This is a genomic window from Pseudomonas sp. SJZ077 (genome assembly GCF_007993905.1).
Taxonomy (GTDB): Bacteria; Pseudomonadota; Gammaproteobacteria; order Pseudomonadales; family Pseudomonadaceae; genus Aquipseudomonas; species Aquipseudomonas mandelii.
In genome coordinates this window covers 20,182-32,203 of record NZ_VIUJ01000036.1, presented here as the reverse complement: position 1 = coordinate 32,203, position 12,022 = coordinate 20,182, and the positions used below count along the sequence as shown (strand labels likewise).

The following is a 12,022-nucleotide window of genomic DNA, read 5'->3' as shown; positions in this document are numbered from 1 at the left end:
GATCCCGGCCAGTCGCTGGCGGCGCAGGCCGAAGCGTTCGAAGCGCATTGCCTGCGCGCGGCGCTGACCCGGCACAAGGGCGACGTGAAAGCGGTACTTGAAGAACTGCAACTGCCGCGCCGGACCTTCAATGAAAAGATGCAGCGGCATGGGCTGACTCGGGAGATGTTCTCGTAGTGCCTGAACGGCCCCCTTCGCGGGCAAGCCTCGCTCCTACAGGGTTTGCGTCGTTTGCAATATTGTCGAGCAACACAAATACCGTAGGAGCGAGGCTTGCCCGCGAAGAGGCCAATGCAAACAACGCACATCCACGAGCCTGATAAGCAATTTTCCGCTCACGCCCAGCCCGGCATAAGCGGATTTCCGCTCACCCAATCCCCGCAACCCCTCTAAACCAGCCCTCCTTGATCTGGCACACCTCCTGCTATAGCCCATGCAGGCTGCGTTTCAACGCGCTCCACAAAAACAATTAAACGAAGGATCCTTCAATGGATAACTCCAACGCCCTGCCCCTTGGGTCGGCTGCCGTGCCCGCCAAAGAAAGAACCACCGCCAGTCGCATCAAGTCGATCTTCAGCGGCTCTGTCGGCAACATGGTCGAGTGGTACGACTGGTACGTCTACGCTGCCTTCTCCCTGTATTTCGCCAAGGCCTTTTTTCCCAAAGGCGACACCACCGCACAACTGCTCAACACCGCTGCGATCTTCGCCGTGGGCTTCCTGATGCGCCCGATCGGTGGCTGGCTGATGGGCCTGTACGCCGACAAGGCCGGTCGCAAGAAAGCATTGATGGCTTCGGTGTACCTGATGTGTTTCGGCTCGCTGCTGATTGCCCTGAGCCCCGGTTATGAAACCATCGGCATCGGCGCACCGATCCTGCTGATTTTCGCCCGCCTGCTGCAAGGCCTGTCGGTCGGTGGCGAGTACGGCACCTCGGCCACCTACCTCAGCGAGATGGCGACCAAGGATCGTCGCGGCTTCTACTCCAGCTTCCAGTACGTGACCCTGATTTCGGGTCAGCTCATCGCCTTGGCGGTGTTGATCGTGCTGCAACAAGTCCTGACCACCGAAGAGCTGTACGCCTGGGGCTGGCGCATCCCGTTCGCCATCGGCGCGCTGTGTGCCGTGGTCGCGCTGTACCTGCGTCGTGGCATGGAAGAAACCGAGTCGTTCACCAAGAAAGAAAAGGCCAAGGAAAGCGCAATGCGCACCTTGATGCGCCACCCCAAGGAACTGATGACCGTGGTCGGCCTGACCATGGGCGGCACCCTGGCGTTCTACACCTACACCACGTACATGCAGAAATACCTGGTGAACACCGTCGGCATGAGCATCTCCGACTCCACCACCATTTCCGCCGCCACGCTGTTCCTGTTCATGTGCCTGCAACCGATCATCGGCGGCTTGTCGGATAAGGTCGGTCGTCGTCCGATCCTGATCGCCTTCGGCGTGCTCGGGACGCTGTTCACCGTGCCGATCCTGACCACCCTGCACACCGTTCAATCCTGGTGGGGCGCGTTCTTCCTGATCATGGCGGCGCTGATCATCGTCAGCGGCTACACCTCGATCAACGCGGTGGTGAAGGCCGAACTGTTCCCGACCGAAATCCGTGCACTGGGCGTCGGCCTGCCGTATGCGCTGACCGTATCGATCTTCGGCGGCACCGCTGAATACATCGCGCTGTGGTTCAAGAGCATCGGCATGGAAACCGGTTACTACTGGTACGTGACGGCGTGTATTGCCGTGTCGTTGCTGGTGTACATCACCATGAAAGACACCCGCAAGCATTCGCGGATCGAGACGGACTGAGTCAGCCCGCGCAATAAAAACAGGGGCAGACCTTAACGGGTCTGCCCCTTTTGTTTGCAACCGACACAAAACCCGTATTTGAATCTCATCGCTGGAAATTATCCGTTCGTCCTTGCACCATGACTGCCTCCCGATCCTCCCGGAATATATGCCATGCCCGACGACATCCACTTCTACGAACCCGCCAACGGCCACGGCCTGCCGCATGACCCGTTCAACGCCATCGTCGGCCCGCGCCCAATCGGCTGGATTTCCTCCCAGGACGCCAACGGCCGCTTGAACCTGGCGCCTTACAGCTTCTTCAACGCCTTCAATTACATTCCGCCGATCATCGGGTTTTCCAGCGTCGGCCGTAAAGACAGCCTGAACAACATCGAGCAGACGGGCGAGTTCGCCTGGAACCTGGCCACCCGGCCACTGGCCGAGCAGATGAACCAGAGCTGCGCCATGGTCCCGCCCGAGGTCAACGAGTTCGAACTGTCAGGCCTGACACCGGTAGCGTCGAAAATCATCCAGGTGCCACGGGTCGCCGAAAGCCCGGTGTCCTTCGAGTGCAAGGTCACGCAGATCATTCAGTTGCAGCGGGCGGACGGGAACGTGGTGCCGAGCTGGCTGATTCTGGGCGAAGTGGTCGCCGTGCATATCGCCAAGTGGCTGTTGAAAGACGGGGTGTACGACACCGCCGCGGCAGAACCGATTCTGCGCGGCGGTGGGCCAGCGGATTACTTTCAGCTGGGGCCAGAGGCATTGTTCAAAATGTGGCGCCCGGGGGCGGTCAAGTGATTACCAGAGCAGCCCGCCCTCTTCGTCGACGCCCTTGAGGTGAGTCAACTGCATCGCGGCGGCTTCGTCCGCCGAGGTAGCGGTGGTGAATGTCTGGTCTTCCAATAGTTTGTTGAAGCGCGGCGCACCGGAACCGCCGATGGCTTTGGTGGCTATCGCCGCGAAATAACCGCCACCCTCACGGGGCATTACAGCGGATACAGCTTCGAAGGTTTCAAAGGCTTTACGTGCCATGTCGCGGATCCTGGCTGATTGAGAATGCAGCCATTAAACCCTCAACCCGCCATTTTGTGTACCCACGACCCGGACTGCCCCCGCGCCTGGTCGGCCGACACGTCCTTGAAGGTATGAAAATCCAGGCTGTTGACCACCAACTCCTGCACCAGCTCGGCGAAAATCTCCATCGCCGGGGTGCCGAAATAGGCCGTCATCGCTTGCTGGTTCGTCCAGAAACCGGACACCAGCCACAACTCCGGATCGCATTGCGAATGCTGCAGGGAAAAACTCAGGCAACCCGGCGCGCTGCGGGACGGCTCGATCAAGGCGCTCAGGCGCGCACCGAGTTCTGCCGAACGCCCGGCGCGGGCACGAACAAAAGCCATGTGACTGACGGGGATCTGCGTAGACATGTTCAACCCTCCCAGGGAGTCGAGTGGCAGCCTGGGGACGGGCTGCGACAGGATCAAAGGTTAAGCGCGCAGGGGAAGCGCGGTTAGTCGATTCCTGCCGGCTTGTTGCACAATCCTGCGCGGCGTTTCGATAAACCTGTAACAACCTGTAAAAGCGTTCGTACCAACAAAACTCGGCTTTCAAGCAAGTTTCCCTGAGTTGCAGCAGCCATAGAGGCACCGCTGATCCACTCGATGCAGAATCAGGCAAGCTTGAGGCAGGATGTGTCTACCGCTCTGTCTTGCACAAACTTAAGCTGGCCTCATTACCAACGCCTCAACGAGGATGCCCGGCATGTCGTCGTTCGATCACTTTCAAGCCCCGCTGGATGCCGACATGGAGAAACAGCGCGCTGAACTGGCCACTATCATCCGGCGCAACACCACGGACGATGGCACTTATGCCACTGCCGTCGGCTCGCTGTTCATGTCCAAACACTGCAAGTCCCATGAATTTGCCCCGGTGCTGGCGCAACCCGCGCTGTGCATCATGGCGCAGGGGCGAAAAGAGGTCAGGCTGGCCGACGAATACTTTAATTACGACCCGCTGAATTACCTGGTGGTGTCGGTTTCGATGCCGTTGAGCGGGCGGGTGGTGAACGTCACGTCGCAAGAACCGATTCTCGCGGTGCGACTGGATATTGATCCGGCTGAAATCACCGCGCTGATTGCCGACGCCGGCCCTTTGGGCGTACCGACCCGTCCCACCGGACGCGGCTTATATGTCGAACGGATCGATACGGCGATGCTCGACGCGGTGTTGCGTCTGGCGCGTTTGCTCGATACCCCGAAAGACATCGCCATGCTCGCACCGCTGATTCGCCGGGAGATTCTTTATCGGTTGTTGCGCAGTCAGCAGGGCCATCGGCTGTATGAGATTGCGATTGCCAATAGCCAGAGCCACCGCATCAGCCAGGCGATCAAGTGGCTTAACGGCAACTATGAGCAACCGCTGCGCATCGATGATCTGGCGAAGGAAGTGAACCTGAGCGTCTCGACGTTGCATCACCGGTTCAAGGCGATGACAGCAATGAGTCCGCTGCAGTATCAGAAGCAACTGCGCTTGCAGGAAGCGCGGCGGTTGATGCTGGCCGAAGGGCTTGAGGCTTCGGCGGCGGGGTATCGGGTGGGGTATGAAAGCCCGTCGCAATTCAGCCGGGAATACAGCCGGTTGTTTGGGGCACCACCGTTAAGGGATCTGGCGCGGTTGCGGTTGTCCGTTTGATCTGATTTTTGTGCTGGTTTTGCCGGCCCTATCGCGAGCAGGCTCACTCCTACATAGGCCGGTGTACACCGACCCACTGTAGGAGTGAGCCTGCTCGCGATGGGGCCAGTCAGTCAGGCGCCGAGTACGCGGCACGCCTCAGCCGGCAAGGTCACCGACACCGGGTTGCCAATGCTCAACCCAAACCCCTGACACGGCGTGCTCAGCGCCGTAAATGAAACCCCGGAACACTCCACCGTCGTTTCAATCGTCGCGCCGATATCGCGCACGAACGTCACCGTACCGAGCAACCGATTTCCCGCCGTGGCCTGCGGGTGCGACAGTTGCAGGTCTTCAGGACGAATCAGCATCTTCACCTTCTCCCCCACCACAATGCTGCTGCAAATCGGCACTTCCAGCGCGGCGCCCCCCGGCAACCCGACCTTGCCGTTGCCCAGCGCCGTGGCGGGGAAGATGTTGCCCGAGCCGATAAAGTCGGCGACAAATTCGTTGGCCGGGTGCCGGTAGATTTCAATCGGCGACCCCACCTGCTGCACCCGATGCTCACCCAGCACCACCACGATATCGGCCATGGTCATGGCTTCACGCTGGTCGTGGGTCACCATGATCGTGGTGATGTTCAGGCGTTGCTGCAACTGACGAATTTCCACCTGCATCGATTCGCGCAACTTGGCGTCGAGCGCCGACAGCGGTTCATCCAGCAGGAGGATTTTCGGGTGGTTGGCAATCGCCCGGGCAATCGCCACGCGCTGGCGTTGACCGCCGGAGAGTTTGGCCACCGGGCGATCAATCATCTCGCTCAGCTGAATCAATTCCAGCAACTCCACCACCCGCGCCTGCTGATCAGCCTTGCTGACCCCGCGCAGTTTCAGCGGATAGGCGATGTTCTCCCCCACCGTCATGTGCGGGAACAGCGCCAGGGACTGGAACACCATGCCGAAGTTGCGCTGATGCGCCGGGGTGTGGCCGATGTCTTCACCGTCCAGGCGAATTTCGCCGCCGCTCAGGGTCTCAAGCCCGGCGATCATCCGCAGCAGGGTGGTTTTACCGCAGCCCGACGGACCGAGGAAACACACCAGTTTGCCTTCCGGCAAATGCAGGTTTACATCCTTTACCGCGCAGGCCGAGCCGTAATGTTTCTCGACGTTTTCCAGAATCAGACCAGACATAAATCACCTCAAGAATCAGAACGAAACGCCACCTTCACCGACCAGCTTCTCCAGCGCCCAGATCAGGACGAAGTCGATCAGCACGATCAGCACGGCAAACGAAAATACGGTGGGGTCGAGCGACGACACGGTGCGGCTGTACATCCAGATCGGCACGGTCATCACATCGATGGTGTAGAGGAAATAGGTCACGGTGAATTCGTTGAACGAGACGATGAACGCCAGCAGCATGCCCGCCAGAATCCCCGACTTCATCAACGGCACCACCACATCGATGATCGCCCGCAGCGGTGAAGCGCCAAGCATTTGCGCAGCCTCTTCGACTTCGCTGCCGATGGAGAGCATTGCGGCGGTACAGTTCTTCACCACGAACGGCAGTGCCAGGATCACGTGGGCAATCACCAGCCGCGAGGTGGTCATCTGGAACGGCAGGCTGTCGAACACCAGCAGCAATGCCAGGCCCAACACCACCATCGGAAACACCAGCGGCAGCGACATCAGTTGCAGCGCCACGGCCTTGCCACGGAACTCGCAACGGGTCAGCGCGTAAGCCGCCGGCACCGCCACAATGGTGGCGAAGACCATGGTCAGGCACGCCACCATCAGGCTGGTGGTCATGGCTTTGCCCAGGCTCAGCACATCGCTGGCATCAGGCGACACAAAGGTGTGCCAGGCCGCCTTGTACCATTGCAGGCTGTAACTGCTCGGCGGGAAGTCGAGGTTCGATGCGCCGCTGAACGACATGACGATCATGGTCAGGATCGGCAACACCGCCAGCAGCAGGATGAAGCCCGAGAGAATGCCGGCAAACTTGCCGGTCTCACCGGGCAGCAGCCCATAACGTTTCTTGGTCAACGTGCTCATTGGGAAGCCTCCAGCATGCGCCGACGACGGCCAGTGATGAATTCGGACAAGGTCATGATCGCCAGGGTGGTGACAATCAGCACCACTCCGGCAGCGGACGCGGCGGGCCAGTTCATCAGCGGGGCGATCTGGTCATGCACCATCACCGCCAGCATCGGCACGCGCCGACCGCCGAGCAACAACGGCACCACAAAACTGCTGGCGTTGTAGGCAAACACCAACGTCGCGCCGGTGATGATCCCCGGCATGCTCATCGGCAGCACCACCTGGCGGAACACTTGGAAGCGACTTGCCCCCAGGGTGGCGGCGGCTTCTTCGTAAGTGCGGGCGACGCCGCGCATGGCGCTGGCAATCGGCAGCACCGCCAACGGGAACGCGGTTTGCACCAGGCCCATCAACACGCCGTTCTGGTTGTAGAGCAGCATGATCGGTCGCTTGATCAGGCCCAGGCCCATCAGTGCCTGATTGAGCATGCCGCCAGGGCCGAGAATCACCAGCCAGCCGTAGCTTTGCAGCAGCAGGTTGACCAGCAACGGCAGCAGCACCGCCGCGAGGAAGATCCGTCGCACGAACGGCGAGGTCAGGCGCGACATGGTGTAGGCCACAGGGATCGCCAGCAACACCGCGACCACCGCGCTGATCAGCGCCAGACGCAGGGTCAGCAGCAAGGATTTGAGGTAATAGGGTTCGAGCAATTGGGCATAACTGGCCAGGCTGAACCCGGTCCACTCTGCGCCTTTGGTGCCCACGCTCATGCGCAGTACCAGCAGGCTGGCGGCAATCAGCACGCCCAGAAACAGCATCGAGGGCGAGAGGAAAAACCACGCACGCGCCGTCGGCGAAACACCCCGATTGGCACGCACGGGAGCGGCGGCGACCGGATGAGTCAGAGGTTGGTGTTCCATAGCAAAGGTCTCGTCAATGGAAAGCAGCTGACAAACACAGCCCTCAAAACCACATCAGCCCCCTGTGGGAGCGAGCCTGCTCGCGAAAGCGATCCATCAGTCGACATCAATGGTGAATGTCAGACCGCATTCGCGAGCAGGCTCGCTCCCACAGGGGATCTTCAGTGGTTGAAGATCTTGTGTTCGCCACTCAATCAGGAAGAAAAGATTTCCGTGTAACGACGAATCCATTGGTCATGCACGGAGGCCAGGAAGGCGTTGTCGTGCATGATCGCCTTCTCGGCAATCTGCTCCGGCGTGAGGATGTAAGGGCTCTTGCGCGCTTCGGCGGAGATGATCGCCTTGGCGTTGACCGGGCCGTTGTAGATGTCCTCGGCCATCTTGCCCTGCACCAGCGGGTCCAGAGAGTGGTTGATGAAGGCGTAGGTCAGGTCGGTATCGCCCGGACGGTTCTTCGGCATCACCGAGAGCATCAGGTCGGTGTAGAAACCTTCCTTCATCCCGAACGTAGCGCCCAGGCCATAGGCCGGATCGCGGATCTGTTTCGGGAAGAACGCCGGTGCGTACAGGCCGCCCATGTCCAGGGAACCGGTGCGGAACAATTCGGCGATCTGGTTCGGGTTTTCACCCAGGGTGACCACACGGTCTTTCAGCTCGGCGAGTTTCTTGAAGCCCGGCTCGATGTTGTGCTCGTCACCCCCGGCCAGTTTGGCGGCGATGATGATCAGGTCCATCGCTTCGGTCCAGTTCGGCGGCGGCAGGAAGATGTTCGGCGACAGCTCGGCGTCCCACAGGGCGGCGTAACTGTCCGGTGCTTCCTTGATGGTGCGCGTGCTGTAGACGAGGCTGTTGCACCACAGCAGGTAACCGATGCCGTGACCGTTAGCGCCGGTACGGTATTTCTCCGGTACGTCGACCAGGTTGGGGATGCGGTTAAGGTCTGGTTTTTCCAGCAGATTGGCTGCTGCCAGACCTTCGGCGCCGACGCCGGCCAGGGTGATGATGTCGTACTGCGGACGATCACCGGCGGCCTTGAGTTTGGCGACCATTTCCGAGGTGCTGCCGGTGCGGTCAGCGATGACCTTGCAACCATATTTGTCTTCGAAGGTGGCCGCGATGTTACGCAGTGCAGCCAGGCCGGTGTCGTCGGACCAGGTCAACAGGCGCAGGGTCTTGCCCTGGAAGCGCGTGTCGCTGGCATTGGCCTTGACGAAGGGCAAACTCATGGCCGCCGCGGCTACGGACGCCACGCCCACGGTTTTGATGAATTGACGTCTGTTCAGATCATGTTCGCCCATTACGGACTCCCTTTGTTTTTGTAGGTATAAGGCAGGTCGAAACTGTTGCATCCGCGCAGCCGGATCAGCGTTTTCCCTCGTATTTTCGGGGGTTTGGCTGAACCAGTGAGTTCATCCTGAGGTCGTGCAAAACACCTGACTATCGATAAAAACTCATCGAAGCCATGACACCAGTGCATGCCTCGATACGAGGCATGCACTCACCTGTTTCGTGCCTTCAGACGGCGCGAATCACGTGTTTGATTTCCTGGAAAGCCTGCAAGCCCCACGGCCCCAATTCGCGGCCGATGCTGCTCTGTTTGTAGCCACCCCAGGCGGTCTGCGGGAAGATCACTTGCGGCGCGTTGATCCACACCAGTCCCGCCTGCAAGGCGTTGGCGACCCGATCCGCGGCTTCGTTGTCGCGAGTCACCACGCTGGCCACCAAACCAAACTGGCTGTCGTTGGCCAGGGCAATCGCTTCGGCTTCGGTGGCGAAACTGCGCACGCAGATCACCGGGCCGAAAATCTCTTCACACCACAACGCACTGCCCTGGGGCACTTCGGTGAAAATCGTCGGCTGCAAAAAATAGCCGCGGGGCAGGTCTGCAGGGCGATTACCGCCGCTAACCAGCTTGGCCCCGGCGCTCAAACCGCGATCGATGTGGCCCAGCACACGCTGGTATTGCGCCTGATTGACCAGCGCGCCCATTTCCACGTTCGGGTCGAACGGGTCGGCGACGCGAATGGCTTCGGCGCGGGCCTTCAATCGGATGAGGAACTCATCTGCCAATTCATCAGCGACCAGCACGCGGCTGGTGGCGGAGCACATTTGCCCGGCGTTGAAGAAACCGCCGCCACAAGCCACTTCCACCGCCAGTTCGATGTCGGCGTCAGCGAGCACCAGCAGCGAAGATTTGCCGCCCAGTTCCAGGCTCACGCCTTTGACGGTTTCCGCCGCACGTTGCATGACCTGTACACCGACCGCATTGCTGCCGGTGAAGGAAATTTTGGCGATGCGCGGGTCGGCCGACAGCGGCGCGCCGACGGCCAGGCCCGTGCCGCAGACCAGGTTGAACACGCCATCCGGCAAGCCGGCCTCAGCGACGATCGCCGCCAGTTCCAGCTCGGGCAACGGCGTGACTTCGGACGGTTTGAGCACCACGCAGCAACCGGCCGCCAGGGCTGGGGCGAGTTTCCAGGCCGTGGTGACCATCGGGAAATTCCACGGCACGATCAGGCCGACCACGCCGCACGGTTCACGGCGCACGCGAGCGCTGAAATCGTCGGTGGGCAGCTCGACGTTGCTGTCCTGTCTGGCATCAAGGCCTTCGGCGAGACCGGCGTAGTACTCAAACGTCGCGATCACGTCATCGACGTCGATGGCGGCTTCGAACAGCGGCTTGCCGTTGTTGCTCGACTGCAACTTCATCAAGTGGTCGCGCCCGGCCTGCACGCCGGCGGCGATTCTGCGCAGGATCGCGCCGCGTTCGGCACCGGTGGTTTTCGACCATTCGCCGAACGCCTGGGTGGCGGCGGTGACCGCTTGATCGACGGCTTTTTCATCGCCGCCATTCACGGTGGTCAACAGGGCTTCGGTCGCCGGGTTGATCACGCGCAGATGTTCGTTGCCAGCCGACCATTGGCCGTTGATGTACAGGCCGTCCAGAGTGGTAGGGAAACTCATTTCGACACCGCCTTCATCCACTGGGTCTGATCGATTTCAATCAGGGTCGGGCCCTGACGGTCGGCGGCGCTGCGCAAGGCGCTGCGCAGTTGTTCAACACCGTTGACCGCTTCCGCCGCACAGCCCAGCGCCTTGGCCACACCGATGAAGTCCGGGGTGTAGATGTCCACGCCCACCGGTTCGATGGCGCGGTTGACCATGTATTTCTTGATCTCTTCGTAGCCCTGGTTATTCCACAGCAGGACGATCACCGGGGTGCGCGCTTCAACGGCGCTGGCCAGTTCCGGCAGGGTGAATTGCAGGCCGCCGTCACCGATCAGGCACACCACCGGAGGACGCGCGCCGTTTTCAAGGCTGCCACCGAGCCAGGCGCCGATTGCCGCCGGCAAGGCGTAACCGAGGGTGCCGTAACCGGTGGACGAATTGAACCAGCGACGCGGGCGTTCCGGGTTGAAGGTCAGGTTGCCGGTGTACACCGGTTGGGTCGAATCGCCGACGAACACTGCGTCCGGCAATTCGTGCAACACGGTTTCGAGGAAGCGGGTCTGGGCCAGGGTCGGGGCGTCCCAGGTGGCGGCGAGGTCGTCACGCAGACGGGCAGCGCGGACTTGTCCCCAATCGTTGCGACGCTCGGCCAGCGAGTGCTTGGACAGTTCACTGAGCAAGGCTTGCGCGGCGTTACGCGAGTCCGCCACCAGGGCGACTTTCGGCGGGTAATTGCGCACGGTCTGGTCGGGGTCGATGTCCACGCGCAGCAGCACGCCGGGAATCTCGAAACCGCCGGCAAACGTGACGTCGTAATCGGTCTCGGCCAGTTCGGTGCCGATGGCCAGCACCACGTCGGCCTCGGCGACCAAGGCACGGGTCGCAACCAGGCTCTGGGTCGAACCGATCAGCAGCGGGTGACTGGATTCGAGCATGCCTTTGGCATTGATGGTCAGGGCCACGGGTGCGTCCAGCCGTTCGGCCAACTCGGTCAACTCGGCGGCGGCATCAATGGCACCGCCACCCGCGAGAATCAGTGGGCGCTTGGCGCCGGCCAGCAGCGCGGTCATGCGGCTGATGGCGCTTGGCGAGGCGCCGGCACGGTCGATGTTCACTGGCAGGCTGGCGAGCAGGTCGTCGGCGTCTTCAACTAAAACGTCCAGCGGAATTTCGATGTGCACAGGACGCGGTCGACCGGCCTGAAACAATGCAAACGCACGGGCCAGCACGCCCGGCAGTTCCGCCGCAGACATCAAGGTGTGGGAGAACGCCGCCACGCCGCCGACCAATGCGCTCTGGTTCGGCAGCTCGTGGAGCTTGCCGCGACCACCGCCCAGCTGGCTGCGCGATTGCACGCTGGAAATCACCAGCATCGGGATCGAATCGGCGTAGGCCTGGCCCATGGCGGTGGTGATGTTGGTCATGCCAGGGCCGGTAATGATGAAGCACACACCCGGTTTGCCACTGGTGCGCGCATAACCGTCGGCCATGAAACCGGCGCCCTGTTCGTGACGCGGCGTGACGTGGTTGATGCTCGAACGGGCCAGCCCGCGATACAGCTCCACGGTATGTACCCCGGGAATGCCGAACACCTGCTCGACCCCGTAATCTTCGAGTAACTTGACCAATACTTCGCCGCACGTCGCCATGT

At 61.1% G+C, this 12,022-nt stretch carries 12 protein-coding genes; 4 read left to right on the top strand and 8 right to left on the bottom strand.

Features of this window, described 5'->3' with window-relative positions; all coding sequences use genetic code 11:
* From FBY01_RS31025 to FBY01_RS31015, 3 genes are all read left to right on the top strand, one after another.
* Positions 1 to 177: helix-turn-helix domain-containing protein (locus FBY01_RS31025; protein ID WP_306092903.1), on the top strand; the 177-nt coding region annotated here is incomplete at its 5' end.
* 311 nt (positions 178 to 488) lie between these two features.
* Complete coding sequence (locus FBY01_RS31020) at positions 489 to 1,808, top strand: MFS transporter (RefSeq protein WP_145311027.1); 1,320 nt, start codon at positions 489 to 491, stop codon at positions 1,806 to 1,808.
* 153 nt (positions 1,809 to 1,961) lie between these two features.
* Entirely contained in the window at positions 1,962 to 2,591 is a 630-nt protein-coding gene (locus FBY01_RS31015) for a flavin reductase family protein (RefSeq protein ID WP_145311023.1), read from the top strand.
* Here FBY01_RS31015 and FBY01_RS31010 read toward each other — a convergent pair whose 3' ends face one another.
* Together FBY01_RS31010 and FBY01_RS31005 are read right to left on the bottom strand one after the other, a co-directional pair.
* Positions 2,592 to 2,825 carry a hypothetical protein gene (locus tag FBY01_RS31010; protein WP_010457565.1) on the bottom strand — a complete coding sequence of 78 codons (234 nt, stop codon included), beginning with the start codon at positions 2,823 to 2,825 and terminating at the stop codon, positions 2,592 to 2,594.
* Positions 2,826 to 2,866: 41 nt separating this feature from the next.
* Entirely contained in the window at positions 2,867 to 3,220 is a 354-nt protein-coding gene (locus tag FBY01_RS31005) for a putative quinol monooxygenase (RefSeq protein WP_077750448.1), read from the bottom strand.
* A gap of 334 nt (positions 3,221 to 3,554) precedes the next feature.
* Here FBY01_RS31005 and FBY01_RS31000 point away from each other — a divergent pair, with 334 nt between their 5' ends.
* The gene (locus FBY01_RS31000) at positions 3,555 to 4,484 is read left to right on the top strand and encodes an AraC family transcriptional regulator (RefSeq protein ID WP_010457570.1); all 930 of its coding nucleotides are present in this window, start codon (positions 3,555 to 3,557) and stop codon (positions 4,482 to 4,484) included.
* 113 nt (positions 4,485 to 4,597) lie between these two features.
* Here FBY01_RS31000 and FBY01_RS30995 read toward each other — a convergent pair whose 3' ends face one another.
* The 6 genes from FBY01_RS30995 to FBY01_RS30970 all read right to left on the bottom strand — a co-directional run bounded on the left by FBY01_RS30995 (position 4,598) and on the right by FBY01_RS30970 (position 12,020).
* Positions 4,598 to 5,653 carry an ABC transporter ATP-binding protein gene (locus tag FBY01_RS30995; protein WP_010457573.1) on the bottom strand — a complete coding sequence of 352 codons (1,056 nt, stop codon included), beginning with the start codon at positions 5,651 to 5,653 and terminating at the stop codon, positions 4,598 to 4,600.
* A 15-nt stretch (positions 5,654 to 5,668) separates the two neighbouring features.
* Positions 5,669 to 6,517, bottom strand: a complete 849-nt coding sequence (locus FBY01_RS30990; RefSeq protein ID WP_010457574.1) for an ABC transporter permease — start codon at positions 6,515 to 6,517, stop codon at positions 5,669 to 5,671.
* A complete protein-coding gene (locus FBY01_RS30985; protein ID WP_145311021.1) occupies positions 6,514 to 7,422 on the bottom strand; it encodes an ABC transporter permease in 909 nt (302 codons plus the stop codon). The genes FBY01_RS30990 and FBY01_RS30985 overlap by 4 nt, the downstream gene beginning before the upstream one ends.
* Before the next feature lie 194 nt (positions 7,423 to 7,616).
* Positions 7,617 to 8,720 (bottom strand): extracellular solute-binding protein, encoded by a 1,104-nt coding sequence (locus tag FBY01_RS30980; RefSeq protein WP_010457579.1) that lies wholly within the window; start codon positions 8,718 to 8,720, stop codon positions 7,617 to 7,619.
* 217 nt (positions 8,721 to 8,937) lie between these two features.
* The gene (locus FBY01_RS30975) at positions 8,938 to 10,386 is read right to left on the bottom strand and encodes an aldehyde dehydrogenase family protein (protein WP_083375872.1); all 1,449 of its coding nucleotides are present in this window, start codon (positions 10,384 to 10,386) and stop codon (positions 8,938 to 8,940) included.
* Positions 10,383 to 12,020 carry a 5-guanidino-2-oxopentanoate decarboxylase gene (locus tag FBY01_RS30970; RefSeq protein ID WP_145311018.1) on the bottom strand — a complete coding sequence of 546 codons (1,638 nt, stop codon included), beginning with the start codon at positions 12,018 to 12,020 and terminating at the stop codon, positions 10,383 to 10,385. Before FBY01_RS30970 ends, FBY01_RS30975 begins: the two co-directional genes overlap by 4 nt.
* Positions 12,021 to 12,022 lie beyond the last annotated feature (2 nt).